27 protein-coding genes are annotated in these 25390 nt (G+C 63.1%); 17 read left to right on the forward strand and 10 right to left on the reverse strand.

The window, feature by feature from the left end; all coding sequences use genetic code 11:
- Positions 1-75 precede the first annotated feature (75 nt).
- The 4 genes from ACQ4WQ_RS25810 (at position 76) to ACQ4WQ_RS25825 (ending at position 2352) form a co-directional block, all read left to right on the forward strand.
- Positions 76-651, forward strand: coding sequence for a TerD family protein (locus ACQ4WQ_RS25810; RefSeq protein WP_436500968.1), 576 nt, complete (start codon positions 76-78; stop codon positions 649-651).
- Between the two features lie 73 nt (positions 652-724).
- The gene (locus ACQ4WQ_RS25815; protein WP_436500970.1) at positions 725-1420 is read left to right on the forward strand and encodes a TIGR00266 family protein; all 696 of its coding nucleotides are present in this window, start codon (positions 725-727) and stop codon (positions 1418-1420) included.
- Positions 1421-1458: 38 nt separating this feature from the next.
- Complete coding sequence (locus ACQ4WQ_RS25820) at positions 1459-2040, forward strand: TerD family protein (protein ID WP_326458250.1); 582 nt, start codon at positions 1459-1461, stop codon at positions 2038-2040.
- A gap of 93 nt (positions 2041-2133) precedes the next feature.
- Positions 2134-2352 (forward strand): hypothetical protein, encoded by a 219-nt coding sequence (locus tag ACQ4WQ_RS25825; RefSeq protein ID WP_034784905.1) that lies wholly within the window; start codon positions 2134-2136, stop codon positions 2350-2352.
- Between the two features lie 85 nt (positions 2353-2437).
- Here ACQ4WQ_RS25825 and ACQ4WQ_RS25830 read toward each other — a convergent pair whose 3' ends face one another.
- The 4 genes from ACQ4WQ_RS25830 to ACQ4WQ_RS25845 form a co-directional block, all read right to left on the reverse strand.
- Positions 2438-4078, reverse strand: a complete 1641-nt coding sequence (locus ACQ4WQ_RS25830) for a patatin-like phospholipase family protein (RefSeq protein ID WP_436500972.1) — start codon at positions 4076-4078, stop codon at positions 2438-2440.
- 84 nt (positions 4079-4162) lie between these two features.
- Complete coding sequence (locus ACQ4WQ_RS25835; protein ID WP_436500974.1) at positions 4163-6484, reverse strand: CPBP family intramembrane glutamic endopeptidase; 2322 nt, start codon at positions 6482-6484, stop codon at positions 4163-4165.
- Complete coding sequence (locus tag ACQ4WQ_RS25840) at positions 6481-7206, reverse strand: ABC transporter ATP-binding protein (RefSeq protein ID WP_436500978.1); 726 nt, start codon at positions 7204-7206, stop codon at positions 6481-6483. Before ACQ4WQ_RS25840 ends, ACQ4WQ_RS25835 begins: the two co-directional genes overlap by 4 nt.
- Positions 7203-7901, reverse strand: coding sequence for an ArsR/SmtB family transcription factor (locus ACQ4WQ_RS25845; RefSeq protein ID WP_436500980.1), 699 nt, complete (start codon positions 7899-7901; stop codon positions 7203-7205). Before ACQ4WQ_RS25845 ends, ACQ4WQ_RS25840 begins: the two co-directional genes overlap by 4 nt.
- Positions 7902-7977: 76 nt before the next feature.
- Between ACQ4WQ_RS25845 and ACQ4WQ_RS25850 the strand changes: the two genes are divergently transcribed.
- Together ACQ4WQ_RS25850 and ACQ4WQ_RS25855 are read left to right on the forward strand one after the other, a co-directional pair.
- Entirely contained in the window at positions 7978-9084 is a 1107-nt protein-coding gene (locus tag ACQ4WQ_RS25850; RefSeq protein WP_436500982.1) for a cytochrome P450 family protein, read from the forward strand.
- Complete coding sequence (locus tag ACQ4WQ_RS25855; RefSeq protein WP_436500984.1) at positions 9081-9428, forward strand: antibiotic biosynthesis monooxygenase family protein; 348 nt, start codon at positions 9081-9083, stop codon at positions 9426-9428. Before ACQ4WQ_RS25850 ends, ACQ4WQ_RS25855 begins: the two co-directional genes overlap by 4 nt.
- Here the strand turns inward: ACQ4WQ_RS25855 and ACQ4WQ_RS25860 are convergent.
- The gene (locus tag ACQ4WQ_RS25860) at positions 9425-9877 is read right to left on the reverse strand and encodes a hypothetical protein (RefSeq protein WP_326458258.1); all 453 of its coding nucleotides are present in this window, start codon (positions 9875-9877) and stop codon (positions 9425-9427) included. The genes ACQ4WQ_RS25855 and ACQ4WQ_RS25860 overlap by 4 nt on opposite strands.
- A 177-nt stretch (positions 9878-10054) precedes the next feature.
- On the opposite strand from ACQ4WQ_RS25860, the gene ACQ4WQ_RS25865 reads away from it, so the two are divergent.
- Positions 10055-10321, forward strand: coding sequence for a hypothetical protein (locus ACQ4WQ_RS25865; protein WP_034748940.1), 267 nt, complete (start codon positions 10055-10057; stop codon positions 10319-10321).
- Positions 10322-10409: 88 nt separating this feature from the next.
- Here ACQ4WQ_RS25865 and rpoH read toward each other — a convergent pair whose 3' ends face one another.
- From rpoH to ACQ4WQ_RS25890, 5 genes are all read right to left on the reverse strand, one after another.
- The gene (gene rpoH / locus ACQ4WQ_RS25870) at positions 10410-11303 is read right to left on the reverse strand and encodes an RNA polymerase sigma factor RpoH (protein ID WP_070222520.1); all 894 of its coding nucleotides are present in this window, start codon (positions 11301-11303) and stop codon (positions 10410-10412) included.
- Positions 11304-11711: 408 nt separating this feature from the next.
- Entirely contained in the window at positions 11712-12632 is a 921-nt protein-coding gene (ftsX, locus tag ACQ4WQ_RS25875) for a permease-like cell division protein FtsX (RefSeq protein ID WP_070222518.1), read from the reverse strand.
- Positions 12629-13372: a cell division ATP-binding protein FtsE gene (locus tag ACQ4WQ_RS25880; RefSeq protein WP_326458260.1), complete on the reverse strand. Its 744-nt coding sequence runs from the start codon at positions 13370-13372 to the stop codon at positions 12629-12631. The genes ftsX and ACQ4WQ_RS25880 overlap by 4 nt, the downstream gene beginning before the upstream one ends.
- Before the next feature lie 8 nt (positions 13373-13380).
- Complete coding sequence (gene ftsY / locus ACQ4WQ_RS25885; RefSeq protein ID WP_436500987.1) at positions 13381-14439, reverse strand: signal recognition particle-docking protein FtsY; 1059 nt, start codon at positions 14437-14439, stop codon at positions 13381-13383.
- A gap of 164 nt (positions 14440-14603) precedes the next feature.
- A complete protein-coding gene (locus tag ACQ4WQ_RS25890; RefSeq protein ID WP_436500989.1) occupies positions 14604-15545 on the reverse strand; it encodes a MerR family transcriptional regulator in 942 nt (313 codons plus the stop codon).
- A gap of 204 nt (positions 15546-15749) precedes the next feature.
- Between ACQ4WQ_RS25890 and ACQ4WQ_RS25895 the strand changes: the two genes are divergently transcribed.
- The 10 genes from ACQ4WQ_RS25895 to ACQ4WQ_RS25940 all read left to right on the forward strand — a co-directional run bounded on the left by ACQ4WQ_RS25895 (position 15750) and on the right by ACQ4WQ_RS25940 (position 25386).
- Complete coding sequence (locus tag ACQ4WQ_RS25895; RefSeq protein ID WP_436500991.1) at positions 15750-17060, forward strand: NAD(P)/FAD-dependent oxidoreductase; 1311 nt, start codon at positions 15750-15752, stop codon at positions 17058-17060.
- Positions 17050-17847: a DUF1365 domain-containing protein gene (locus ACQ4WQ_RS25900; RefSeq protein WP_436500993.1), complete on the forward strand. Its 798-nt coding sequence runs from the start codon at positions 17050-17052 to the stop codon at positions 17845-17847. Before ACQ4WQ_RS25895 ends, ACQ4WQ_RS25900 begins: the two co-directional genes overlap by 11 nt.
- The gene (locus tag ACQ4WQ_RS25905) at positions 17844-19085 is read left to right on the forward strand and encodes a class I SAM-dependent methyltransferase (RefSeq protein ID WP_436500995.1); all 1242 of its coding nucleotides are present in this window, start codon (positions 17844-17846) and stop codon (positions 19083-19085) included. The genes ACQ4WQ_RS25900 and ACQ4WQ_RS25905 overlap by 4 nt, the downstream gene beginning before the upstream one ends.
- A 2-nt stretch (positions 19086-19087) precedes the next feature.
- On the forward strand, positions 19088-19636 hold the full coding sequence (locus tag ACQ4WQ_RS25910; RefSeq protein ID WP_436500997.1) for a chalcone isomerase family protein: 549 nt from the start codon (positions 19088-19090) through the stop codon (positions 19634-19636).
- A complete protein-coding gene (locus ACQ4WQ_RS25915) occupies positions 19633-20913 on the forward strand; it encodes an MFS transporter (protein ID WP_436500999.1) in 1281 nt (426 codons plus the stop codon). The genes ACQ4WQ_RS25910 and ACQ4WQ_RS25915 overlap by 4 nt, the downstream gene beginning before the upstream one ends.
- The gene (locus ACQ4WQ_RS25920; RefSeq protein WP_436501001.1) at positions 20901-21458 is read left to right on the forward strand and encodes a DUF3833 domain-containing protein; all 558 of its coding nucleotides are present in this window, start codon (positions 20901-20903) and stop codon (positions 21456-21458) included. The genes ACQ4WQ_RS25915 and ACQ4WQ_RS25920 overlap by 13 nt, the downstream gene beginning before the upstream one ends.
- Entirely contained in the window at positions 21455-22222 is a 768-nt protein-coding gene (locus tag ACQ4WQ_RS25925) for an SDR family NAD(P)-dependent oxidoreductase (protein ID WP_436501003.1), read from the forward strand. The genes ACQ4WQ_RS25920 and ACQ4WQ_RS25925 overlap by 4 nt, the downstream gene beginning before the upstream one ends.
- Positions 22219-22656: a nuclear transport factor 2 family protein gene (locus tag ACQ4WQ_RS25930; protein WP_436501005.1), complete on the forward strand. Its 438-nt coding sequence runs from the start codon at positions 22219-22221 to the stop codon at positions 22654-22656. The genes ACQ4WQ_RS25925 and ACQ4WQ_RS25930 overlap by 4 nt, the downstream gene beginning before the upstream one ends.
- A 974-nt stretch (positions 22657-23630) precedes the next feature.
- Positions 23631-24695, forward strand: a complete 1065-nt coding sequence (locus tag ACQ4WQ_RS25935; protein WP_215405644.1) for a porin — start codon at positions 23631-23633, stop codon at positions 24693-24695.
- A 151-nt stretch (positions 24696-24846) separates the two neighbouring features.
- A complete protein-coding gene (locus tag ACQ4WQ_RS25940; RefSeq protein WP_436501007.1) occupies positions 24847-25386 on the forward strand; it encodes a hypothetical protein in 540 nt (179 codons plus the stop codon).
- Positions 25387-25390: the final 4 nt, after the last annotated feature.

Consider the following 25390-nt stretch of genomic DNA (forward strand, 5'->3'; position numbering starts at 1 on the left):
GCCGGCCTGGGGAGTCAGGCCGGTGGAGGGCGCCAGGTGTTTGGTCATATACAACCCACATAGGAGAAATACATCATGGCAATCAGTCTGCAAAAAGGCGGCAACGTCAACCTGAGCAAGGAAGCCCCTGGCATTTCGAAGATGATCATCGGCCTGGGCTGGGATGCCCGCGCCACCGATGGCGCCGCGTTCGACATCGACGGTTCCGTGTTCCTGCTGAAGGCCGACGGCAAGGTTCGCGCCGACGTCGACATGATTTTCTACAACAACCTGAAGTCGAGCGACGGTTCCGTCACCCACTCGGGCGACAACACCACGGGCGCCGGCGATGGCGACGATGAAACCGTCGCCGTCGACCTGGCCACGGTGCCGGCCGAGATCGACAAGATCGCCGTCTGCGTCACGATTCACGATGCCGAAGCGCGCAAGCAAAACTTTGGTATGGTATCGAAGGCCTACGTGCGTTGCGTCAATGCCAACGGCAACACGGAAATCGCCCGCTTCGACCTGTCGGAAGACGGTTCGGCGGAAACGGCGATGGTTTTCGGCGAAATCTACCGCAATGGCGGCGATTGGAAATTCAAGGCCATCGGCCAGGGCTACAAGGGCGGTCTGGGCCCACTCGCCGCTTCATTTGGCGTCGGCGTGTAAGTCGTCAATAACAAGGGCGGTCCGCAGTACGGACCGCCGCCATCACCATCATCGTTGAGGAAGGAACAGTCAGATGCCAGTTTTTACTATTACCGGGGACGTTGACCCGTTCCTGCATGTGTCGCTTGCCAAGGGCGAGAAGATTTATTGCGAATCCGATGCGATGGTGATGATGGAAACCAATCTTGAGCTGAAAGGCAAGATGACGGGCGGCATAGGCGCCGCGCTGATGCGCACCTTTGCCAACGGCGAATCGTTCTTTCAGCAGCATATCGAGGCCATGCGGGGCGACGGCGATTGTTTGCTGTCACCCACCTTGCCCGGCGCGATGCGGGTGCTCGAGGTTGGCACCCAACAATACATGATCAGCGACGGCGCCTTCGTGGCCGCCAGTGCTGGCGTGGAATTGAAGGTGCGCACGCAAAGCCTTGGCAATGCGCTGTTTGCCCAGAGCGGTGGTTTTTTCATCACCGAGACGGCAGGCAGCGGCCAGTTGGCGGTGTCCGGTTTTGGCGCGATGTCGGAACTGGAAGTGACGCCTGGCAAGGACGTGGTGATCGATAACTCGCACGTCGTATGCTGGGACAACCGCCTGCAGTACGAAATTTCCATCACGACCGGCAGCAGCGGCGGCTTTCTGGGTAATTTGATCAATAGCCAGACCAGCGGCGAAGGCATGGTGCTGAAGTTTTCAGGCACGGGAAAAATCCTCGTGTGCTCGCGCAACCGTGCGGCCTTCCTCGCCTGGACGCAAAGCAAGCCGGCGTAAGAGTAGTTGATGCAACCAACCAAACAGGAGCTATGCGTATGTCTGTCAATTTGAGCAAGGGCCAGAAGATTTCTCTGGACAAAGAAGCTGGTGCCACCCTGACCCGTATCACCATGGGTCTGGGCTGGGATGCCGTCAAGACCAAGGGTTTCCTCGGTTTCGGTTCGAAGACGGAAGCCGTCGACCTGGACGCCTCGTGCGTCATGTTTGACGAGAACAAGGGCACGTCCGACATCGTCTGGTTCCGCCAGCTGAAAAGCAAGGACGGCAGCATCGTTCACACGGGCGACAACCGCACGGGCGCGGGCGACGGCGACGACGAACAGATCAATGTCGATCTGTCGACAGTGCCGGCGCACGTGAAAAGCCTGGTCTTCACCGTCAACAGCTTTACTGGCCAGAACTTCTCGCAGGTGGAAAACGCCTATTGCCGTATCTTGAATGCCAGCAATAATCAGGAAGTCGCGCGTTTCAACCTGTCTGTGCAAGGTTCCCACACGGCACAGATCATGGCCAAGCTGTACCGCCATAACGGCGAATGGAAGATGCACGCCATCGGAGAAAACGGCAACGGTCGCACATTTGACGACCTGATGCCGCAGATTGCCGTGCATCTATAAATTGTAGTTGTAAGGAGCAGTACGCAGCGGGCGGGGGACGGACCGGATACCGGCCCTTGTCCGCTGCTCTATTTTGAAGGAGAGTATGTCGTGATGCGATTGCTGATAGCCTTGCTACTTCCGTGTCTCACGTTTTTCATGCTGGGGCGCCCGCTGGCCGGTGCCGCCGCCTTGATCTTGCAGTGCACTGTGATCGGCTGGGCGCCGGCGGCCCTGTGGGCCCTGTACACGGTAAACCAGCATAAAACGGAGCAGGAACTGGAAGGTGCGTTAAGCCGCAGCTACATGCGCAGGCGTAGTCGCTTGATTTAAGGTCGAATGATCTAAATCAACCGGGCGCTTGGAATCCTTGCGCTAAAGCCCGTACGAGCGATCGTGCGGGCTTTTTTGTGCGCGCTCACTTCTTGCAGCGTATCGGCACGTTCACGGAATTGCCGTCCGAACTCAGGTTGCGGTACTGCAAATCTTCGCTTTCGATGGCGAAGCGAGGCACGGCGTGCACGTAGCGCTGCTTGCAGACGGTGTCGTCATTGATCAGCTTGCCCGCCAGCATGTAGTCGCACAGGGCGAAGCGCGATTCCTCGTCGTCGAGGATCAGCACGCGCGCGGCGCTGTACAAGGCCGATTGCAAGACGTCCGGGCTGCAATTTTCCGGCCCCGTCAGTTTCAGATGGGTTTTCGTCTGCGTGGCCAGGCGCTGCAGCTTGACGAGGGCGGCGCGCTCTTCCTTGCGCGCACTGTCGATTTGCGCATCGCCGCTGGACAGGCGCAGCGCCAGCGAGGCGATCTGGTCGATGGAAATATGCCAGGCAAAGCCTTCCAGCCACGTGCGGATCTGGCCGGGCAGCGGATCGGCCGCATCGACTTCGCAGCGGAACTGGCCCAGGTGGGGGCGGCACAGCACGGGGATGGCAAAGGCCGAGGTGCGCTTGCCCTTGACGAATTTCTGGCTCAGGTCGCCGAAGTTTTCATGCGTGATGGTATCGAAGCGGGCTTGCCCAAAACCCATCTTGACGAGGTTTTCCTTGCGCTGGCGCGAAAACAGGGCGTCGACGGCGTCGTAGATATTCTTGTTGAAGATGCGGTCCAGCGGCTGGCGTTCGTCCGACATCTTTTCGAATACGGCGCTGGAATTGGGGGCGTTGGCATCGATGGAAATGAGGATGAAGGGCTTGCTGTTCAGGCGCGGCGGCACGACGGCCATGTCGTTGCCGTACAGTTGCGTCAGGGCCACGTCCCACAGGGTTTCCACGCCCAGGTTGTCGGCCGCGCCGCCGTCGAACAGGTGCACGTAGGACGGCGATTCGCGCGACTCGGAACCGAGTTCCGGCACGAACGTATTTTTTGGACGGAAACGCTCGAAGGTGACGGAATCGAACACGCCGGGAAAGGCGGCCGAGGTGGCCACGGCCGTGGCCAGGCGGATATCCTGGATCGGCGAATGCAGGGTGCCGTAAAAATACTCATAGGAAAATACCACGCGCTTGCCGCCATCGGTGGCATCCGTCGCGTTGGCCAGGAAAATGGGGCCGTCGTGCGGCAAGTCCTCGTAGGTTTTCTTGTCGTACAGCACATCGTCGAACACGTCGGACAGGAACGAGGTGCGCGTCTTGTTCGTCAACAACATCGTCGTCAGGTTGGCCGGTTTCAAGATGGTCTGGCCAAAGAAATCCGTTTTCAGCTTGCTGCGCAGCAAAGGCCAATCCGTCTGCTTGCCATGCAGCGCATAGTAGCCGCCCGCGATGGCGCCGCCCGAGACGCCGGAGATGGCCGAGGCCCCGCTGACGAGACCGAACTGCTCCAGCTGCTCCAGCGAGGCGGCCGAGAAATTGGCTGCGCGGCTGCCCCCGCCGGACAGGGCGATGCCGATGAAGTGGTCGTTGGGCATGGGCTGCTGGATGCGCGCCTTGGGTGCGTCGATGCGCAGGCGCGGGGCTTCCTGCACGGTGAACGTGCGGTTTTCGACGCCGCTGTTGGGGCGCAGGGCGAGTACCGTGCAGCCGCTCAGCAGCGCAACGAGGATAAATGGGGTGAACAAGCGTGGCTTCATGCGTGATCTGTGCGTAGTCATTGGTTGGGATACGGACGGAAACGAGTGCGATTCTAGCAAAACCGGTGGCAATCACCTATTGAGCTGATAGCCGAGCATGGCGGCGTTGTACAGCGCGTGCGTGAGCATGGGCGCCAGCAGCGCGCCGCTGCGCTCGTACGCGATGCCCGTGCACACGCCCAGCACGAAGACGGGCAGCATCGACGCGGGGGGATGCACGATGGCAAACAGGGCGGCGCCGGTGCCGATCGCTTGCCAGGCTGGCAGCGAGCGGCGCAGGCCGCCCTGGATCAGGCCGCGGAAAATGAATTCCTCGCACAGGGGGGCGGCCAGCACGCCCAGGGCCAGCAGCCACAGGCTGTCCCACGAACTGCCGCCCACTGCCGCCGCAGGCGGTTGCAGCACGAGCGTATAGGCGATGCCGCAGAGAGCCGATACTGCCGCGCCTGCCGTACCCCAGCGCCAGGGGTGCCGGCCCCGTGCCATGCGCGGCACGCTGGCAGTCTTGCTGCGCCAGTAGACCAGGCGCAGCAGCACATACGTGAGCGCGCCAGCGCCGCCGAAGGCGATGGCCATTTGCGCCAGCGGCGCGGCCACCTTGCCTTTGAGCAGGAGCAAGGCCAGGGTCTGCAGGGTGAAGAACAGCATGGCGGCGATCAGGCCGTCCGACGCGGAAACGCGGGCCGGTGGCGAGGCGGCCGGGTCGAGCAAGTAGGGCACTTCATCGCGTGCTTTTTGCCACAGGGCCACGGCCAGCGCCGCCGCCAGCACGACAAACACCAGCTGCTGCGCCAGGCTGCCGGCCGCCAGCGCGGCGATGTACAGGCCGGTCAGCAGCAGGTATAGATACGTGTAGGCGGGCCTTATCTTTACCGCCGCCTCGGTGGCCAGCGGATCGCTGGCAAACACGCCCAGCGCCACGGCGATCGCCGAGTACAGGGGGATGCCGGCCAGGGCCAGCAGCATCAAACCCGCCATGTCCCACCGCCAGGCGTCTTGCCAGGCCAGCGCCGCGCCGAACAGGATCAGGGGGTAGAGCAGGGCCAGCGCGGCCCACAGCTGGGCTTTTTGCCGCAGCGCCTGGTCGACGGCGACGGGAAACGTGTACAGCAGCCACAGCGCGCCGCCTTCCTTGTTGATGGTCTGGAAGGCCGACATCATCAGCACATAAGTGCCGAGGAAAAAGCCGGTAGAGGCCAGCAAGGCGGGATTGGACAGCAGCGCGTGCAGGTCGCGCGCCTGGCCCGAGAACAGGGCCTGGCCACCGAGGATCAGCAAGGGCATCAGCAGGGTTTGCACGAGAAAGTTGCGGTCGCGCAGCAGCAAGGTCAGCTCGCGGCGCTGGATCACCGTGCCGATGCGGGCGCGCCACTGGCCAGCGTGCAGCGCCGCCGGCGAACGCTTGCGGCTGGCTTCGCGCTGGCCCGCGCCCACGACGCCATGGCGCAACTGGCGTCGCAGCAGGGCCATGCCCAGCAACATCAAGCACAGGCATTGCGCCAGCAGCAGGACGGCCGGCAAGGCCGCTGCCGCACCTTGGGCATTGAGCAAACTCACCAGCAGGCCCGGTGGCGTCCAGGCGCTCCAGGCCGGCATGGCCGCCGCCCACTCGTGGGCAAAGCCGCCCGCGCCCATGCCGAACGACATGCCCATATACATGGGAAACAGGCCGGCCACCGACAGCAGCGCCTGCAAGTTGCCCAGCTGCGCAGGATTGAGCGACAGGCGCAAGCCCGTGTCGATCAGGGTACGCAACATGGCCGCCAGGGCCAGCAGGAGCAGGCAGGCAAACAGCCCCGACAGCGGCGAAAACCAGCCCTGGCCCGAATACCAGGCGATCATGGTGGTGCCGGGCCACAGCACCAGCAGGCCGAGCGGGTTGACCAGCGTGCTCTCGAGCACGCGCGCCCACAGCAGGGTGCCCTTGTCGACGGGCAGGGTGACCAGCCATTCCAGGTCCCAGTCCGGTTTCGACAGCTCGCCCATGCCTAACGGCAACAAGACACTGACCAGCCACAACAGCATCAATTGCAGGGTCAGGCCGCCTGCCAGCGCCGTACTGAACGGGTGCCCGATCAATTCGGCGATGACGGGCGCCAGCAGGCGTTCACCCGCCTGCATGCTGCCTTGCGCTTGGCAGGCCGCCACCTGGTCGAGCAGGCAATGCATGTTGAGCACGCCATGGCGCGCGATGGTGCCGAAGGAAAACAACATCGGCAGCAATAGCAGCGCACCCGGCAGCCATCGGCCCCGTTTCTTGCCCGGCGTGGCGGGGCGGCTTTTATTGTTTTTCGTGAAGGAAAAGCCCCGGCCGCTGACATTGAGCAGGCGCTGCAGGCGCAAGCGTGTCAGCAGCCAGACGGCGCGCCAGGCGGTGGGCGGCGCCGGTGTCATGCGGTTTCGTCGGTGAGTTGCAAAAAGATCTCTTCCAGGCTGCCGTCGCTGGACAGCTGCTGGCGGATCTCGTCCAGGCTGCCGGTGGCGACCAGGGCGCCACGGTGGATGATGGCGACCCGGCTGCACAGCTTTTGCGCCATATCGAGCAAATGCGTGGAAACGAAGATCGTCGTGCCGGCGGCGGCGCAGCGCAGCAAGCGTTCCTGCACGTCGCGCGAGGCACGCGGGTCGAGGCCGTTGATTGGTTCGTCGAGGATCAGCACGGCCGGATCGTGGATCAGCGCGCAGGCCAGGCCCAGTTTTTTCTTCATGCCCAGCGAGTAATTGACGGCAAAATCCTCGCTCGCCTCGTCGAGGCCGAATTCCGTCAGCAGGCGCGCGGCGCGCGCGCCCGCCTCGGCGCGTGGATAGCCGTGCATTTCGGCCACGAATTGCAGGATTTCGCGTCCCCGCAAATAATCGTAGAAGATGGGATTGTCGGGCAGATAGCCCACCTTGCGCTTGACGGCCGCGCCATCGCGGTGGCAATCGAGGCCATCGATCAGCACGCGCCCGCTGCTGGGCACGAGGATGCCCATCAGCATGCGGATGGTGGTGGTTTTACCGGCCCCGTTCGGGCCCAGGAAGCCGAACACTTCTCCTTTTCCCACTTGCAAGGTCAGCGGCTTGACGGCCTCGAAGGTGCCGTACTGTTTGGCCAGGCCTTCGAAGGCGATCATGGCGCAGCCAGGGCGGCCAGCAGGCGCCGTTCGCCATCGGGCGTGAGGCGCAGAGCGCGGCTGTCGAGTTCGCGCTCGGCCCAGCGCTGGCGCAGGGCCAGCTGCAGCAGGGCCGCCCCCAGCGCGCCGCCCAGGTGGGCGCGCCGTTCGCTCCAGTCCAGGCAGGCACAGGCAAAGCGGCGGCGCTGGCGCTGCAATTGCGGCACGTCGATGCCCAGCGCCGCCATGCCGGCCGCGCCCGCTTCCGACAGGCAATATTCGCCTTCGCCGTCATCGTCGAGCAGCCAGCCTTGCGCGTGCAACTGGTCGTGCATGGCGACGGCGACCGTGCCGGCCATGTGGTCATAGCAGGTGCGCGCATGGCGCAAGCGGTCCGGCGTGGAGGGCGTAAACGGCGTTGCGGCTACGCCGGCCACCACCAGCAGCGCTTCCAGCGCCCGCGCCACCTCCACGCTGGCCAGGCGGTAATAGCGGTGCTTGCCCTGCGCCAGCATCGACAGCAAGCCATCGTCGCGCAAGCGCGCCAGATGGGCGCTGGCCGTCGAGGCGCCTACCTCGGCCAAGGTGGCCAGTTCCGTGGCCGTGCGCGCATGGCCATCGAGCAGGCTGCACAGCATGCGCGCGCGGGCCGGTTCGGCGATGGCGCCAGCCAGCTGCGCCAGGCCCATGTCGGCTGAGGGAAGTTTGTCATCCATGATTCGTCCGTGGGCGAAGTGTTGTGGTCGAAGGGGCAGCATACTCGTGTCCCCACATCACTGCAATGGAATGCGCATGCCGCTCGCCGACCCTTTTTCCGCCGTCACCCACGCGGCGCCGTATGACTACTATCGCCGCCTGGCGGAAGGCCCGCCCCTGCGTTTCGAGGCGTCGCTCGATTGCTGGTTGGCAACGGGAGCCGTTGGCGTGCAGGCCGTGCTCGAGCATCCCGCTTGCCGCGTGCGCCCGCCGGGGCAGGCCGTGCCGCTCAACCTGGCAGGCACGCCGTGCGGCGCGATCTTTGCCGAACTGGTGCGCATGAACGAGGGCGAGCGGCATGCCGTGCCGAAACAGGTGCTGGCGCGGGCGCTGGGCCAGGTGGACCTGGCGCGCCTGCATGAACGGGTGATGCAATTTGCCGGCGACCGCGTTCCCGCCTGCGCCGCGCAGCTGAACGAGGCGATTTTTGAGCTGCCCCTGTTCGCCATGGCGGACTTGCTGGGCTTTGCGCCAGCGCAATGGCCGGCGCTGGCCGCCTGGACGCGCGACTTTGTCGCCTGTTTGTCGCCGCTGAGCAATGGAGAACAACTGGCCGGCGCGCAGCGAGCAGCCGATGCCCTGTTGCACGGTTTTAGCGCCTTGCTGCGCGAGGCGGATGCCTTGCCTGGCAGCTTGCTGCACGACATCGTGACCGGGGCGGATGCCGTCGGCTGGCAGGCGTCTGGCGGCGTGCTGGCCAACCTCGTGGGCTTGCTGTCGCAGACGTGCGACGCCACGGCCGGCTTGCTGGGCAATGCCGTCGTGGCCTTGCGCGCGCAGCCGGAGTTATCCGCGCAACTGCGTGCCGCGCCCCGGCTGTGGCTGGCTATGCTGCGCGAGGTCAGCCGGCATGATCCCGCCATCCACAACACGCGCCGCTACACGGCCGATGCCGTGGAATTGCTCGGCGTGCGCATACCGGCCGGGCAGACGATCATCGTCGTGCTGGCCAGCGCCGGCCAGGCGGAGTCGGGCTTTGGCCATGGCCGCCACGCCTGTCCGGGCCAGTCCATCGCGCAGAGCATCGCCACGGCTTGCCTGCAGGCATGGGCCGGTGCATTGGAAGGCATGCCGCTGGCGTGGCGCTATCTACCGTCGCTGAACGCCCGCATCCCCGTGTTTGCGCAAGGAGACAACGCATGATTGCCGTGATTTTTGAAGTCTGGCCCAGCGCCGAAGGGCGCCAGCAGTACCTGGACCTGGCGGCCGCGCTGCGGCCCTTGCTCGACGAGGTCGATGGTTTCATTTCCATCGAACGCTTCAGCAGCCTGAGCGAGCCAGGCAAATTGCTGTCGCTGTCTTTCTTTCGCGACGAAGCGGCGCTGGCGCAGTGGCGGCAGCTGGAAGCGCACCGGGCGGCGCAGTCGGCCGGCCGGCACGGCGTGTTCGACGATTACCGGCTGCGCATCGCCAGCGTGGTGCGCGATTATGGCATGCTGGAGCGGCAGCAGGCACCCGCCGACAGCCAGCGCCGCCACGGTATTTAGCGGGGCAGCGCGCCCTGCGTAATCTTGACCTTGACCCGGTAGGTGGGCGCGGCCGTGTCTAGGGCGGGCGGCGTGGCCGGGTCGACGTCGAGCAGGGTGAACGTCAGGTGGTTGACGGTCACTGAACTGGCGGCGCCGGGCATGGACTCGGACAGGACGATGTCGGTGGCGCCCGCGCTGTTGAGCAAACTGAAACTGTAGCTGACGTAGCCTTTCCACACGCACACGGCGCCCTTGCGGCAGCGGCTGTCGTTGACGCGCTCGAGTTTCAGGGTATCGGTGGCCGTGATGGCCACCTGTTCTCCCGGCGAGAGCACGTAGGTGACGCTGCGCGGCGTGTTTTCCGCGTCGCCGGCGCTGCCGGCCGCGCCGCAGCCCGCCAGCATGGCCAGGCAGGCGATGAACAGGGGTAACAACCACGTTCGGTACGATTGATGTAGGTAGTGCATGCTTTTCCTTTCAGTTGGAGCGTCCCGGCGTGGCGTCCACGCGCGGGATGAAAATGATAATAACAAAATGATATTTTCCCGGCGCACCATTGGCGCGCTGCGGATGAATTGACGTGCCGGCCACGCGGCGCGCCGATTACTGCGTAGAATGGCTGTTTTGAAAATCAGGAAACAACCATGAAAAAAACCGACCTGGCCAAAAGCGATGCCAAGAAACTGATGGGAAAGATGAATGTTCCCGGCGCCGGTGCATTCGGTAAGGAAGCGGTGGTCGTCGACCGCCGCGAGCAGCGCAAGCGCGATCAGGCTCTGGGCCTGGTGCCGTTCGCCGTCAAGCTGAACAGCGATCTGGTGTTGCAATTGCAGACCCTGGCCAAGGAACGCGGCGCGGATCTGAATGAATTGGTCGCCGAAGTCCTTGTCAAGGGCTTGGCTGCAGCGTAAGGGCTGACAATATTTATCTGTTGATAAATATTATTTATAAACTAAAAGGCGCCTTGCGGCGCCTTTTGCATTGCGGCATTGCTTTCTATTACACGTAGGCCGCCAGGGCGCCCTTCATTTTCTTCAGCGCCGCCACTTCGATCTGGCGGATGCGCTCGGCCGATACGCCGAACTCTTCCGCCAAGGCGTGCAGGGTGGCGCCGGAACCGTCGTCGTTGGCCAGCCAGCGCGCTTCGATGATGCGGCGCGAACGGGCGTCCAGCTTGGACAATGCCGTTTCCAGGCCTTCCGATTGCAGGCGGGTCACTTGTTCCGCTTCCAGCACCTTGGTCGGCTCGCTTTGCTCCGACGACAGGTAGGCGATCGGCGAAAACTTGTCGTCTTCATCGTCGGTCGGCGATTCCAGCGCGATGTCGCGGCCGCTCAAGCGCGTTTCCATCTCGATCACTTCTTCGCGCTTTACGTCGAGCAGCTTGGCCAGCGCGTCGATCTGCTTCGGCGTCATCGCGTCCAGGCCCGTCTTGTGGCTGCGCAGGTTGAAGAACAGCTTGCGCTGCGCCTTCGTCGTCGCGACCTTGACCAAGCGCCAGTTTTTCAGGATGTACTCATGCATCTCGGCTTTCACCCAGTGCATGGCGTACGACACCAGGCGCACGCCCTGGTCCGGATCGAAGCGTTTCACGGCTTTCATCAAGCCGATATTGCCTTCCTGAATCAGGTCGGCATGCGGCAAGCCATAGCCCAGATAGCCGCGGGCAATCGAGACCACCAGGCGCAGGTGCGACAGCACCAGCTCTTGTGCGGCGGCCAGGTCATTTTTTTCGCGCAGGCGTTTCGCCAGCGAAATTTCTTCGTCGTGGGTCAACATGGGCAGACGATTCACGGCCGAAATATAGGCGTCGATATTGCCCAGATTGCCAGTGAACCCGAGGCCCAGCGCATTACTTTTGGTCGGAACCAATGCGGATGTTGCGGACATCATAGTCATGTTTTCTCCCTCGTAGTCTTGCTGTGTTCCAGTTGGCCACATCACACGATGTGGCCCGATTGTCTGTTCTGTTTTGCGTATTCGGTCTTGCACTTTGCAGATCGCGGCACCATCTTCATCTGGCGTCCATGGCGGTTCTGCTGTTGGTATGTCCCTATATTAGCACTCTCTGCTTGAGAGTGCCAATCAGCACATTTAATCGTCCTGATAGCCTAAATACTATGGCGATTCAATGCTTGATATATATCTCTAAACAGCGCGATATAGCGCTCAACGACAACATGGCCAGTCTACGGCCTCTGGCTGAAGCGAGCCTTAAGAATACTTGCTAAATATCAAGATAACAGCAGATGGGGGGGGAGGCGCATGGCGGCACCGCAGGCGCCGCCATGGGAGGGAAGGTCAGTTCAGGCGCGCCAGGTGGCGCTGTACGCAGAGGAAGGCGCCGATCAGGCCCAGGCCGGCGCTGACGGCCAGCAAGCCGGCCATCGGCAACGGCGCCAGCGGCACCAGCTGGAATTCGGACGCATACAGGCGTGCAAACTCGGCAATCGCGGTATTGAGCGGCTGCAAGGCCAGCGCCACGGCGCCCAGCGCCAGCGCACCGGCGCACAGGCCCAGCAGGGCACCCGTGTAATAGAAGGGACGGTGGATGAACGTGTCGGTGGCGCCGATCAGTTTCGAGATGCTGATTTCATCGCGCTGCTGCATCACCTGCAGGCGGATGGTATTGAAGACCACGGCGATGACGGCCACGCCCAACGTGATCGCCAGCAACAGCAGCACCAGGCGCAGCACGCCCAGCAGGGCCGCCAGGCGCTTGACCCAGGCCGAATCGACTTGCGCCGATTCCACGCCCGGCAAGTGGCGCAACTGTTCCGCTACGGCATCGACATCCTGCGCTTCGCTGGCGCTGCTGAAGGCGTCCAGTTTCAGTACATAGCTGTCGGGCAGGGGATTGTCGCCCAGGGTGCTCAGTACGTCGGCCAGGCCGTTCTTGTTCTTCAGCGTGTCGAGCGCCTGTTCGCGCGGGATGAAGACGATCTTTGCCTTTTGCTCGCCCACGATCTTGCGCATGGCACTGGCCAGGGCCACGGCTTGCTCGCGCGGCGTGTCGATCTTCAGGAAAACGCTGATTTCCGGGTCGACCGACATTTGCTCCGACATCGGGCGCACATTGTCGAGCATGGTCAAGCCGGCGAACGGCAGCGACAGGGCGATGGCGACGACGAGCACGTTCAGTAAAAAGCCGCCTGGCGACTTGCGCAAATGAATCAGCGCCGAACCGAGGGCGAAGCGGTGTTGACGGAACCAGCCTCTCATGCCTGTTCTCCCTGCGCGTCGTCCTGGTCGGGGGCGGGCGCGAAATCGGGATCGGGCGGCGCGAAGACGGGCGCTTGCGTGGCCTTGTCGATGGCGACCAGCTGGCCGTTTTTCAGGTGGATCACGCGGGCGGCGGCGTCGAGCATCTGTTCGTCATGGCTGGAAATGAGGCAGGTCACGCCCACCGAATGGAATGCTTTGAGGGCATCGAGCACCTTGTTGGCGCTGGCGCGGTCCAGGTTGGCCGTCGGTTCGTCGGCCAGGATGATCTGCGGCCGGTTGACGATGGCGCGCGCGATCGACACGCGCTGCTGCTCGCCGCCCGACAGCGACAGCGGGCGCGCCATGGCGCGGTCCAGCAATCCCACCTTGTCGAGCGCGGCGCGTGCGCGCTGCTCGGCGGCCACTTTATGCGCGCCGACGACGAGCAGCGGCAGCATGACGTTGGCCAGGATGGAGCGGTCGTTCAGCAGTTTTTGCTGCTGGAAGATCAGGCCCATGTTACGGCGCAAGAACGGCACGCCGGCTGGCTTGATCTTCGCCATGTCCTGGCCATTGACGATCAGCTTGCCCGACGTGGGGCGTTCCATGGCGGCGATCATTTTCAGCAAGGTGGACTTGCCGGCGCCGGACGGGCCGGCCAGGAAGACCAGCTCGCCCTTGGCAATATTGAGTGAAATGTCGCTGAGCGCCACGGCGTCGGCGGAGTATTGCTTGGAGACGTGCTGAAATTCAATCATGTATGGGCTTATCCGAGCAGCGCTTCGACAAATTCGGCAGCCACGAAAGGCTGCAAGTCTTCAATTTTCTCACCGATACCGATGAAATACACGGGTACGGGGCGTACGCGGGCAATCGCCGCCAGCACGCCGCCCTTGGCGGTACCGTCCAGTTTGGTGATCACCAGGCCGCTCAGCTGCAGGGCATCGTCGAATGCCTTCACTTGCGTGAGGGCGTTCTGGCCCGTGTTGCCGTCGATGACAAGCAGGGTTTCATGCGGCGCGCCCTCCATGCCCTTGCCGATCACACGCTTGATTTTCTTTAATTCTTCCATCAGGTGCAACTGCGTCGGCAAGCGGCCGGCCGTATCGACCATCACCACGTCGATGCCGCGCGCTTTCGCCGATTGCACGGAGTCGTAGGCCACGGCGGCCGGGTCGCCCGATTCCTGCGAAATCACGGTGACGTTGTTGCGCTCGCCCCAGACCATCAGCTGCTCGCGCGCGGCGGCGCGGAAGGTATCGCCCGCGGCCAGCAGCACGGACTGGTTATTCGACTGCATGTGCTTGGCCAGCTTGCCGATGGTGGTGGTCTTGCCGGCGCCATTGACGCCGGAAATCATCATCACCAGCGGCTTGTGGCGGCCCAGCTCGAAGCGCTTTTCCAGCGGACTCAGGAGCTCGATCAGCAGCACTTTCAGCGCGGCCTTGACGGCGGCGGCGTCGAGCAGCTTGTCTTCCTTGACCTTTTTCTTCAATTCCGTGAGCAGGAATTCGGTGGCGTCGATGCCGGCGTCGGACATCAGCAGCGCCGCTTCCAGCTCTTCGTACAGGGCGTCGTCGATCTTCGCGCCGACGAACAGCACGGACAAGGTGTTCGAGGTTTTCGACAGGCCCGCTTTCAGGCGCGTCATCCACGATTTTTTCTCGGGTTCGGCGGCCACGATCACGGGCACGCGCTCGGCCGGCGCGCCGCTCAGGGGCGCAGCGGCAGGCTGCGGGGCAGGCGGCGTGGCGGCGGGAAGGACGAGGGGCTCGGCTGGCGCAGCCTCGGGAGCGATGGGTTTTTTCTTGAAGAAACTAAACATGGATGTGTGGTGGCGGGTGCTGACCTAAGGCCCGGCGGCGCCGGACACTGTGTTACGGGCTATTCTACCAGAGCGCGCCCGGCCCTTCATGCTTTACTGTTCGATTGGCAACATTGCGCGCCTATCCACGGAGATCGCCGCAGTTGCCAGGCTTTCCAGCCGGATCAATGGGTTTGCAGGGCCAGCGCCTGGTGGCGGCGGCGCCAGTCGGCGATGCTTTCGTCGACTTGCCGCAAGTCCAGCACATGCAGGAAGGAGGGCGGCTGCCTGGTCAGCACGGGACTGCGTCCGCCGGCCCACAATTCCATGCTTGGTGGCAAGTTTGCATGCAGTTGCTGCAGGCTGTCGCGCGTCTGGCGCTGCTTGCTGGCGCTGGAAAACGACAGCGCCACGATGTCGGCCCGCTGCGCGCGGGCGGCCGCGACGATGTCCGTCAGCGGCGTTTCCACCCCCAGCGACATGCAATGGGCGCCCGCCGCCGCGCACAGCGCCTCGGCCATCAGCAGGCCCAGGCCATGCCGCTCCTGCGGCAAGGTGCTGAGGACGATGCGCGGCGTGCGCGTGGACGGGCTGCTTGCCTGTGGCAGGGAAAAGATGGCGTGGCGCATCACCGTCTGCAAGGTTTCGCTATACAGATGCTCTTCATACACGGCCAGTTCGCCGCACGCCCACGCTTCGCCCACCATGCCCGTGAGGGGCGCGATGACGTCGATGGTGAAGGCCTTCAAGCCCAGCACGGCCAGTGCCTGGCGCAGGGCGTCGCCCAGTTCCGCCATCTGGTGGCCACGGCACAGGGCCAGGTAGTGTTCGAGCTGCGGTGCCGGCGCGGGCGGCGGCGTGATGCCGGCGCTGGCCAGCTGCTGCAGTTGCACGGTGCTGTGCTGCATGATTTTTCCCGGCCGAAATCCGAGGTCCAGCAGGCGCTTGACCATGCGCAATTTTTGCACTTGCTCGGCGGGATAGCTGCGCTCGCCAAAGGCGTCGCGCTGGGGCTGGGGAAAGGCGTAGCGGCGTTCCCAGACACGCAAGGTTTCCTTGGCCAGCCCGGTGTCGCGTTCGACATCGCTGATGCTGAAGGCGGAAGTAGGTTGCAGATCAGTATCCATACCAGGGGGCTTTGCTCGCTTGCGGAAGAACGTTGCATGCATTTTACGCCTTCCGCCGCCCCGGACCAAATAGCTGAATCCGATTGAAAATTGCTTGCGTATAAGTTTGTGAATGGCTCGGAGCGCTCATTGACATAAGTCAATATTTCATCGATTATCCATCAGGCTCGTTTTGTCCAGGACAAACTTAATACAGGTGTATTCATGAAAATTGCCGTCGTCGGAGCAGGAATTGCAGGATTGTCATGTGCCTATCGCCTGGCGCAAGCGGGCCAGGACGTCACCTTGTACGAGGCGGGCGACTATTTCGGCGGCCACAGCCACACGGTCGATGTCACGCTCGATGGCGTCACGCATGGCGTCGACACGGGTTTTCTCGTGTTCAACCACGCCACCTACCCGAATCTGGTGCAGCTGTTTGAGGAACTCGGTGTCGAGGCGGCCGACAGCGACATGTCGTTTTCCGTGAAGATGCCGCTGGGCACCTCGTCCGATGCCCGCGTGCTGGAATGGGCGGGCGCCAATTTCGATACCGTGTTCACCCAGCGCAGCAATCTGCTGCGCCCCGCCTTCCTGCGCATGCTGCGCGACATCCTGCGCTTCAACCGGCAGGCCAGCGCCCTGGCCACGGCCAGCTTGCCGGCGCCGGCCATGTCGCTGGGCGAGTTCCTCGACCTGCACAACTATGGCGAGGAGTTCCGCCACTGGTATCTGCTGCCGATGGCTGCCTGTATCTGGTCGTGTCCGGCGCGCCAGATGCTGGCCTTTCCGCTGGCCACCTTCATTCGTTTTTGCCACAACCATGGTCTGCTGCAAGTGAGCGACCGGCCGCAATGGCGCACGGTGCGGGGCGGCTCGCGCGTGTACGTGGAAAAATTGCTGGCGGGCATACCGCAGCAGCGCCTGGCGTGCCCCGTGCTGGCCGTGCGCCGCCAGGCGCACGGCGGCGCGCGCATGGTCGAGCTGCATACGGCGGCCGGCGTCGAGCATGCCGATCACGTGGTGCTCGCTTGCCACAGCGACCAGTCGCTGGCCCTGCTGGCGGACATCCGCGACGACGAGCGCTCCGTGCTCGAAGCCGTGCGCTACCAGCCGAACCGGGCCGTGCTGCACACGGATGCGTCTTGCCTGCCGCAGCGCCGCCGTGCCTGGTCGGCCTGGAACTACCAGGGACGGCCGGCCGCGGAAGGGGAGGCGCCGCAGGTATGCGTGCACTATTTGCTGAACCAGCTGCAACCCTTGCCCTTTGCCACGCCCGTCATCGTCTCGCTCAATCCCCTCGATGAGCCGGACCCGGCATCCATCCTCGACGAATTTTCGTATGCCCACCCCGTGTTCGATGGCGCGGCGATTGCCGCCCAGGCGCGCCTGGCCGGTTTCCAGGGCGCGCAGCATACGTGGTTCGCGGGCGCCTGGACGGGCTACGGTTTCCACGAGGACGGCTTGAAGTCGGGCCTGGCCGTGGCGCAAGTACTTAATGGCATGGCGGCGGCGGAGCTTGGCCATGCCGCGTGATCCCGCGCAGCCGGCCCCGCCGCTGCCCCAGCTGTGCCTGGGGCAGGTGCGCCATGCGCGGTTGCGTCCGCGCGCGCATGCCTTTGGCTACGGCATGTTTTATCTGCGCCTGCCCTTGCGCAGCCTGGGTGCGCAGGACTTTCCCGCCCGTTTGATTTCGCGCAACGGCGCCAATGTGCTGTCCTTCCGCGACAGCGACCATGGCGATGGCACGACGCCGCTGCTGGACTGGATCGACGGCTTGCTGCGCCAGCACGGCGTGGTCGATGCCGGCGGCGAAATCTGGCTGCAAACCATGCCGCGGATGTTCGGCTACGTCTTCAATCCCGTCAGCTTCTGGTTTTGCCACCGCCCGGACGGTGCGTTGCGGGCCGTGGTCTGCGACGTGCGCAATACCTTCGGCGAGCGCCACCTGTACCTGCTCGAGCAGGGCGGCCCCATCGCCTATGGCAGCGAATTGCAGGCCAGCAAAATTTTCCATGTGTCGCCGTTTTGCAAGGTGGAAGGGCATTACCGCTTCCGTTTCCTGCGCAACAGCGAACACGATGGCGAACGCCACCTGGCCCGGGTCGATTACGACGATCTCGACGGTCCGCTGCTGCAGACGAGCTTGTCCGGTACGGCGCAGCCGCTGCGCGATGGCGCCATCGCCTGGGCGCTGCTGCGCTATCCCCTGATGACGTTTGGCGTGATGGCGCGCATCCATTGGCAAGCCTTGCGCCTGTGGCTGCGCCGCGTGCCGTTTTTCAGCAAACCCCACCCTCCACAAGAAAAGGTGTCCCGATGAGCTCCGATTCCCTGCCGACCGGCCTGCATGCGCGCAGCAGTTCCACTCCCTTGCATGGGCATGCGCATCTGGACATGCCCGCCAGCGCGCGCATGATCGTGCGCCTGCTGCAAAAATTGCAGCATGGCGCCCTGCGCCTGCGCACGCCTGACGGCAGTATCTTGCTGTATGGCGATGGCAGCCACCCCGTCACCCTGGATCTGCACAACTGGCGCCTGTGTGCGGCGGTGTTGCGCTCGGGCGACATCGGCTTTGCGGAAACGTTTATCGCCGGCGACTGGCGCACGGACAATTTGCCGGGCTTGATCGAATTGATGATACGCAACCGCGCACAGATTGAATCGCTGATCTACGGCAACTGGTGGGGCAACCTGGCCTACAAGCTGCGGCATTTGCTCAATCGTAATTCGCGCGCCGGCAGCAAGAAGAATATCCACGCCCATTACGACATCGGCAACGCTTTTTACCAGCTGTGGCTGGACCCGTCGATGACGTATTCGAGCGCCCTGTTTTCCGAAGGCGCCAGCCTGGAGCAGGCGCAAGGGGCGAAATACGCGCGCATCGCGGACCAGCTGCAATTGCCGCCAGGCGCCAAGGTGCTGGAAATCGGCTGCGGCTGGGGCGGTTTCGCGGAAACGGCGGCACGCGATTACGGTGCCCACGTGACGGGGCTGACCTTGTCGACCGAGCAGCTGGCGTATGCGCGACAGCGCCTGCAGGACCGGGGACTGGCAGGGCAGGCCGACTTGCAGCTGTGCGATTACCGCGACAGCCATGGCCAGTACGACGCCATCGCCTCGATCGAGATGTTCGAAGCCGTGGGGCAAAGCTACTGGCCCGGCTATTTCGCCTGCGTGGCGCGCAACCTGAAGCCGGGCGGACGGGCTTGCATCCAGACCATCGTCATCGCCGACGACTTGTTCGAGCGCTACAGCAAGAGCACGGATTTCATTCAACAGTACATCTTCCCGGGCGGCATGCTGCCGTCGCCAGCCGAGTTCCGTCGCGCCGCCGAGGCACAGGGCTTGCGCGTGGAAGATGCTTTCCGCTTTGGCCTCGATTACGCGGAAACCTTGCGCCAGTGGCGTGCCAGCTTCCTGGCCCAGCGCACGGCGCTGGAAAAGCAGGGTTTCGATGGCCATTTCCTGTTGACCTGGGAGTTTTACCTCGCATATTGCGAGGCCGCCTTCCAGGCGCACAACACGGATGTGATGCAATTTACCCTGGTGAAGGACTGACCATGCGCCGCTTGCTTGCCACTGTTGTGCTGTCATTGACCATGTTGGGCGCCGCGGCCGCGCCGCCGGCCTTTGTCGCCGCCGACGTGCCCGAAGCCCGCCTGGCGGGGGAGGGCGAATACACGTGGTTCGGCATGCGTATTTATCGGGCGCAACTGTGGGTGGGCGCGAACGGTTACCAGGGCGCGGCGTCGGCAACGGCGCCGTTTGTGCTGGAATTGCGCTACGCGCGCTCGCTCGACGGCAAGAAGATCGCCGAAGCCAGTTATGAACAGATGCAGAAAATCGGCGCCGGCACGCCGGAGCAGCGCCTGGCGTGGCTGGGCACCATGCAGCGCATCTTCCCGGATGTGAAGGAAGGCCAGCGCATCGCGGGCGCCTACCGGGCCGGCATCGCGCCCGGCGTGCGCTTTTATCTCGACGGCAAGATGCTGGCCGATGTGAGCGACGGCGACTTTGCGCGCGCGTTTTTTGCCATCTGGCTGTCGCCTGAATCGACGGCGCCCAAGCTGCGCGCGGCCTTGCTGCAGAGTGCGGCGCCGCTGCCATGAACGCCGGGGCCAGCGTGTTGAGCTTGCCGGCCTTGTTCAGTTATGGCCTGTTCGGCTTGCCGCTTGCCATGCTGGCGCTGCCCATCTATATCTATGTGGCGCCGTTTTATGCGCAGCGCAGCAGTCTTGATCTGGCGCAGATCGGCGCCGTGTTGCTGGCGGCTCGCATCGCCGCCGCCTTCATCGATCCCGCCCTGGGCGCCTGGATGGCGCGCGGCGGGCGCAGCTATGCCGTGTATGTCGCCGCCGCGCTGCCCTTGCTGCTGCTGGGCTTTGGCGCGCTGTTCCATCCGCCATCCCTGTCGCACGGGGCCACCTTGGCCTGGTTCCTGGCAGCCTTGCTGCTCGTCTACACGGCCTATGGCCTGGCCGGCATCGCGCACCAGAGCTGGGGCGCGGCGCTCACCCAGGCGTCCACGCAGCGGGCGCGGGTGGCGGCCGTGCGCGAAGGCTGCGGCTTGCTGGGCGTGATCCTGGCGGCCGGACTGACTTCCGTGCTCGGCTATGACGGCTTGTCGCTGGCCTTTGCCACCTGCCTGCTGGCGGCGGGGGCGTTGCTGCTGGCGCGCGCCCCGCGTCCGGCCTCATCCGGCGTCGCGCTGGCAGCGTCCCGTGGCGGCTGGCAGTTGCCATTTCGCCAGCGCGCGTTTCGCTGGCTGTTTGCCGTTCTGCTCGTCAATGGCGTGGCCGCCGCCATTCCCGCCACCCTGTTCCTGTTCTTTGCCGGCGATTATCTGCGCCTGGGCCATTATGCGGGGCCGTTCCTGATCGTCTATTTTTGCGCGGCGGCCGCCTCGATGCCCGTGTGGGTGGCGCTGGCGCGCCGTTTTGGCGAGGCGCGCGCCTGGGGCGGTGCCATGCTGCTGGCCGCGACCGTGTTTGTCTGGGCATATGGCCTGGGCGCGGGCGCCGCCTGGGGCTTTGCCGCCATCTGCCTGCTGTCGGGCCTGGCGCTGGGCGCCGACCTGGCCTTGCCGCCGGCCTTGCTGGCGGGATTGATCGGCGCGGCCGGCCATGCCGGGCGGCATGAAGCGGCGTATTTCGGCTGGTGGAACTGGGGCGTGCAAATGAGCCTGGCGCTGGCGGCCGGCATTGCCTTGCCACTGCTGGGCTGGCTGGGCTATGTGCCGGGCAGCAGCAAAGGCTTGCCGGCCCTGGCGGCGGCGTACGCCTTGCTGCCCTGTGCCTTGAAACTGCTGGCGGCGCTGCTGCTGTGGCGCGCGCCCTTGCAACATATATATAGCGAACATCGGGAGAACCACGCATGCGCCTCATGACATTGTGTACACGCGGCATGGCGGCTGCCTTGCTGCTGGCGCTGGCCGCCTGTTCCACGCCGCCCCTGCCTGCCATGTACGCGCAGGAATTGCCGAAACTGGACTTGCAGCAGTACTTCAACGGCACGCTCGACGCCCATGGCATCTTCCAGGACCGCTCCGGCAAGGTCGTGAAACGCTTCACCGTGGTGATGCGGGCCAGCTGGGCCGGTGACACGGGCACCCTGGACGAGGATTTCACGTATTCCGACGGCAGCCGGCAACGGCGCGTGTGGACCTTGCGCAAGACGGCGCCCGGGCGCTTCATCGGCACGGCGCCCGACGTGATCGGGGAAGCCATCGGCGAAGTGGCCGGCAATGCGCTGCGCTGGCAATACGTGCTGGCCTTGCCCGTCGATGGCACGGTCTACCACGTCGACTTCGAGGATTGGATGTTCCTGATGGATGAGAAGGTCATGCTCAACCGTGCCGCCATGAGCAAGTTCGGCTTCAGCCTGGGCGCCGTCACTTTGTCGTTCAACAAGCGTCCGCAGGCGGCCCCATGAATCGCAAGATCACCGGCTGGGCCGGCAAGCACGTGTGGGTCATCGGCGCGTCGAGCGGCATCGGCGCCGCCTGCGCCGCCTTGCTGCTGGAGCAGGGCGCCTGCGTGGCCCTGTCGGCCCGCCACCGCGCCAGCCTGGAGCAGCTGTGCGAGGGACAGCCGCTGGCGCAGGCCTTGCCGCTCGATATCACCCAGCATGCGCAGCTGCGGGCCGTCTGCCTGGAATTGCAGCAGCAGTGGACGCATATCGACCTCATCCTGGTCGTGGCGGGCGGTTATCAGGCCATGCGCGCCGATAGTTTCGACCTGGAAGCGGCGCAGGGCTTGCTGGCCCTGAACGTGGGCGGCGTCTTCAATTGCCTGGAGCAGGCCTTGCCGTGGCTGTTGCGCCAGGGCAGCGGCGGCATCGGCATCGTCGCCTCGGTGGCCGGCTATGGCGGCTTGCCGAAGGCGCTCGCATATGGCGCCAGCAAGGCGGCGCTGATCAACCTGACGGAGTCGCTGTATCTGGATTTGCAGCCGCGCGGGATTGACGTGTATCAAATCAACCCTGGTTTTGTCGCCACGCCGCTGACGGCGGACAACGATTTCACCATGCCGGCCCTGATGACGGCGCAGGACGCGGCCGCCGCCATGCTCGACGGCATCGAGCGGGGCCAGTTCCACATCCACTTTCCCAAGCGCTTCACGAATACCATGCGCCTGGCCCGGCTGTTGCCGTACCGCGCCTATTTTTGGCTGATCCGCAAGGTGACGGGCCTATGAACGCAACCATGGACGGCCCGCTGGCGCGCCTGGTAGCGTTTTACGAGCACCTGAGCCTGGAAAACCTGGCCCAGCTGGGCGCCGTGTACGCGCCGGACGCCCGCTTCAAGGACCCGTTCAACGAAGTGGTGGGCCATGCCGCCATCCTGGCCATCTTCGAGCACATGTTCGTGCAAGTCGATGCGCCCCGGTTTGTCGTGCTGGAAAGCCTGGGGCAGGGGGAGCAGGCGTTCCTGACGTGGGAGTTTCGCTTCCGCATGAAACGGCTGGTATCTGGCGAACAGTGCATTCGTGGCGCAACGCATGTGCGCTTCGATGCGCAGGGACGGGTGTGCATGCACCGCGATTATTGGGATGCGGCGGAAGAATTGTATGAAAAACTGCCGTTGCTGGGCCCTTTCATGCGCCTGCTCCGGCGCGCAAGCCAGCGCTAGCATTGTTTCTTGATGCTTTTAAGCAAAAAATGCGAAAAAGAAAAAGTAAATTGTGTGGAATGGGGCCGGCGAAAACTTGATTTCAATCAAAGTGTCGTTTTTTGGATACAAATATCTCAAAATATTCAGAAGGCAACATTGTAAGAAATTGTTTCAACTGATGCGCAATTTGCAAGCAAGAGTCGTCCTCATCCGTTTCAAACGGAGCGTTGCGGCGTTGGTTGAAAAACATGGAAAACATTTCTATGTGAGCAATTTAAATTACCGGAAAGTCAGTAATTGTGTTGGCACTCTGCCTATTTTTCCAACGCGCGCGCCGACGTCGAAAATGGCGCCTACGCCCCTGAATAATGCGGCAACGCACCAAAATTGGGCGCAAGATTTCCCGTTTTTGGGCGTTCGGCAGCAAACATTGGCGATGCCGTGTATGCTTCGTCCCGTTTATCCATTATCGCCTGACAAATTGTGCGCTTTATCGCGTAAATCTTCGAGGGCAAATGAGGGGTAAAGCATGTTGACGTTTTAATCACTCGCCTGATACTGTTGCACTAATACAACGGGTGCCAGCATGCCATGCGCTATGATGGAATGGTCAATCAGGCCAATGCATTGGTTGGCAAGGGGCACTGGCTCTGTCGCGTAGTACGGTTGGCGATGGTCGGGATGCCTGAAAAAGCCCCCGGCCTGGTACCGGAAGTAACATGTTGGAACTTGATGGAATGTGAAACGGTCGTTATAGTGCCGCTTCCGGTGCCGTTTGAGCACCGAACCGGCGCACGAATGACGGTCGTTATGCAGCCTTCAAGCTTATCGGTGCAATAGCGTGCCGATACCGATATGAATGTTCCCCTGACCGGAACAGCAATGTGGCAGGTGGAGACCTTGCCCTCACTCATAAAAAGCGCTCTGCTAGAGCGCAGCTCGAGATGCATAGGCTGTATTACTTTTTGCTTCAAAAATTAAAGGAAATCGCAATGAAAAAAACTCTGATCACCCTGGCAGTTCTGGCAGCAGCCACTGGCGTAGCCCAAGCTCAATCGAGCGTTGTTATCTACGGTACCGTTGACGCTGGTTTCGTCAGCGAGCGCGGCGGTGTTAACGGCAACGTTAACAAACTGGACAGCGGCATTGCTTCGGCTTCCCGTATCGGCTTCAAAGGCACCGAAGATCTGGGCAGCGGCCTGTCGGCACTGTTCGTTCTGGAATCGGGCTTCGGCGTTGACAACGGTCAACAAGACGTTGCTGGTACCTTGTTCAACCGTCAAGCTTACGTTGGTCTGAGCAGCAAAACGACCGGTACCCTGACCCTGGGTCGTCAATACACCCCTTGGTACAACACCCTGTCGAAAGTTGCTGATCCATTCGCAGCTGGCTACGCTGGTTCCGCTAAGAACTTGTTCCCAGCGAACACCCGCACCAGCAACACCGTGCTGTACACCTCGCCAAACTTCAACGGCTTTGACGCTGACGTGGCTTACACCTTCGGCGAGCAAGCTGAGTCGAACAAAATCGGCCGCAAAATCGGCGCGTCGGCTGGCTACTCGAACGGTCCTCTGAACGCTCGTATCGCTTACAACAACACCAGCAACGACACCGCGCTGACCGAAACCGGTAGCGGCCGTAACTGGTTGGCTGCAGCTAACTACGACTTCGCAGTTGCTAAAGCTTACGTCGCATACGGCGCAAACAAAGGCCAAAACAGCGCCATCCGCAACAACGGCAATGTTAACGCGTTCAACTACACTTCGGCTGGCTACAGCACCGACAGCAACAACATCCTGGTCGGCGCAACCGTACCTGTTGGCCCAGCTGGCACCGTAATGGCTTCGTTCATCCGCACGAACGACAAAACCGCCGCCAATGCTGACGCTGATCAATGGGCACTGGGCTACTCGTACGCTCTGTCGAAGCGCACCAGCACCTACGCTTCGTACGCTAAGATCAAGAACAAAAACAACGCTGGCTACACCGTTGGTAACAACAGCAATGTTGGTACGGGCGACAAAGCCTTCAACGTTGGCGTTCGTCACTCGTTCTAATATTCGCGCAAGCGAAGCTTAGTACCGCTGCAGACATCCCCTCGGGGATGTCTATCAGCAAGGAAACGCGTCTCCAGGCTAGTCCTGGCGGCGCGTTTTTGCATTCGCGGCGCCGGTTATAATGGCGCCGTTACTCAAGTAAAGGAATGCCATGAATTCATTGAAATCGCCGCGCTTGGCCGCCATGCTGGCCGCGCTGCTGCTCGCTGGCGCCACGGGCGCCGCTGTCGCTGCCGTCAAGGGCAAGAAGCCGGCCGGACTGGAGCGCTACGGCGTGGCCGTCTACTCCGACCTGTGCCTGCAGAAGGATAGCGGCGAAATCGGCGGCCAGCGCGTCACTCTGCACCGCTTTGTCGAGGCCGATTCCGTCATCTATGAATTCACGGCAGGCGCCCTGAGCTGGCCTATCGTGGCCAACGACGTCAACCTGGACGCCGCCACGGGCGCCTTCGATTTCACCATCGCCGGCGCCGACAGCGAAGAGCGCACCATCGTCGGCAAGTTTTCCAAGGATGGCCAGACCCTGACCCTGGAAGGCGATTACTGCGGCGGCAACGTGCGCATGCCGATGAAACTGAGCCGCGTGCGCGATTTCGGCCGCCCCCTGAAAAACTGCACGCCATGCCCGCCGATGCCGGAAGCGCCGGCGCAGGCGCCAGCGCAGGACGGCGCCGAGGCGCCCGCCGCCTGACGCG

Source organism: Janthinobacterium goodfellowi, from assembly GCF_051380695.1.
Lineage (GTDB): Bacteria > Pseudomonadota > Gammaproteobacteria > Burkholderiales > Burkholderiaceae_D > Janthinobacterium.

What these genes read in the sequence shown, in the direction of transcription:
- rpoH (WP_070222520.1), bottom strand. Translation starts at nt 11,303, where the DNA reads ATGATGTCCGCAACATCCGCATTGGTTCCGACCAAAAGTAATGCGCTG.
- ACQ4WQ_RS25835 (WP_436500974.1), bottom strand. Translation starts at nt 6,484, where the DNA reads ATGACACCGGCGCCGCCCACCGCCTGGCGCGCCGTCTGGCTGCTGACA.
- ACQ4WQ_RS25940 (WP_436501007.1), top strand. Translation starts at nt 24,847, where the DNA reads ATGAATTCATTGAAATCGCCGCGCTTGGCCGCCATGCTGGCCGCGCTG.
- ACQ4WQ_RS25920 (WP_436501001.1), top strand. Translation starts at nt 20,901, where the DNA reads ATGCGCCTCATGACATTGTGTACACGCGGCATGGCGGCTGCCTTGCTG.
- ACQ4WQ_RS25850 (WP_436500982.1), top strand. Translation starts at nt 7,978, where the DNA reads ATGCCGCTCGCCGACCCTTTTTCCGCCGTCACCCACGCGGCGCCGTAT.
- ACQ4WQ_RS25865 (WP_034748940.1), top strand. Translation starts at nt 10,055, where the DNA reads ATGAAAAAAACCGACCTGGCCAAAAGCGATGCCAAGAAACTGATGGGA.
- ACQ4WQ_RS25930 (WP_436501005.1), top strand. Translation starts at nt 22,219, where the DNA reads ATGAACGCAACCATGGACGGCCCGCTGGCGCGCCTGGTAGCGTTTTAC.
- ACQ4WQ_RS25910 (WP_436500997.1), top strand. Translation starts at nt 19,088, where the DNA reads ATGCGCCGCTTGCTTGCCACTGTTGTGCTGTCATTGACCATGTTGGGC.
- ACQ4WQ_RS25935 (WP_215405644.1), top strand. Translation starts at nt 23,631, where the DNA reads ATGAAAAAAACTCTGATCACCCTGGCAGTTCTGGCAGCAGCCACTGGC.
- ACQ4WQ_RS25810 (WP_436500968.1), top strand. Translation starts at nt 76, where the DNA reads ATGGCAATCAGTCTGCAAAAAGGCGGCAACGTCAACCTGAGCAAGGAA.
- ACQ4WQ_RS25845 (WP_436500980.1), bottom strand. Translation starts at nt 7,901, where the DNA reads ATGGATGACAAACTTCCCTCAGCCGACATGGGCCTGGCGCAGCTGGCT.
- ftsX (WP_070222518.1), bottom strand. Translation starts at nt 12,632, where the DNA reads ATGAGAGGCTGGTTCCGTCAACACCGCTTCGCCCTCGGTTCGGCGCTG.
- ACQ4WQ_RS25915 (WP_436500999.1), top strand. Translation starts at nt 19,633, where the DNA reads ATGAACGCCGGGGCCAGCGTGTTGAGCTTGCCGGCCTTGTTCAGTTAT.
- ACQ4WQ_RS25895 (WP_436500991.1), top strand. Translation starts at nt 15,750, where the DNA reads ATGAAAATTGCCGTCGTCGGAGCAGGAATTGCAGGATTGTCATGTGCC.
- ACQ4WQ_RS25900 (WP_436500993.1), top strand. Translation starts at nt 17,050, where the DNA reads ATGCCGCGTGATCCCGCGCAGCCGGCCCCGCCGCTGCCCCAGCTGTGC.
- ACQ4WQ_RS25825 (WP_034784905.1), top strand. Translation starts at nt 2,134, where the DNA reads ATGCGATTGCTGATAGCCTTGCTACTTCCGTGTCTCACGTTTTTCATG.
- ACQ4WQ_RS25820 (WP_326458250.1), top strand. Translation starts at nt 1,459, where the DNA reads ATGTCTGTCAATTTGAGCAAGGGCCAGAAGATTTCTCTGGACAAAGAA.
- ftsY (WP_436500987.1), bottom strand. Translation starts at nt 14,439, where the DNA reads ATGTTTAGTTTCTTCAAGAAAAAACCCATCGCTCCCGAGGCTGCGCCA.
- ACQ4WQ_RS25860 (WP_326458258.1), bottom strand. Translation starts at nt 9,877, where the DNA reads ATGCACTACCTACATCAATCGTACCGAACGTGGTTGTTACCCCTGTTC.
- ACQ4WQ_RS25905 (WP_436500995.1), top strand. Translation starts at nt 17,844, where the DNA reads ATGAGCTCCGATTCCCTGCCGACCGGCCTGCATGCGCGCAGCAGTTCC.
- ACQ4WQ_RS25840 (WP_436500978.1), bottom strand. Translation starts at nt 7,206, where the DNA reads ATGATCGCCTTCGAAGGCCTGGCCAAACAGTACGGCACCTTCGAGGCC.
- ACQ4WQ_RS25925 (WP_436501003.1), top strand. Translation starts at nt 21,455, where the DNA reads ATGAATCGCAAGATCACCGGCTGGGCCGGCAAGCACGTGTGGGTCATC.
- ACQ4WQ_RS25815 (WP_436500970.1), top strand. Translation starts at nt 725, where the DNA reads ATGCCAGTTTTTACTATTACCGGGGACGTTGACCCGTTCCTGCATGTG.
- ACQ4WQ_RS25880 (WP_326458260.1), bottom strand. Translation starts at nt 13,372, where the DNA reads ATGATTGAATTTCAGCACGTCTCCAAGCAATACTCCGCCGACGCCGTG.
- ACQ4WQ_RS25855 (WP_436500984.1), top strand. Translation starts at nt 9,081, where the DNA reads ATGATTGCCGTGATTTTTGAAGTCTGGCCCAGCGCCGAAGGGCGCCAG.
- ACQ4WQ_RS25890 (WP_436500989.1), bottom strand. Translation starts at nt 15,545, where the DNA reads ATGGATACTGATCTGCAACCTACTTCCGCCTTCAGCATCAGCGATGTC.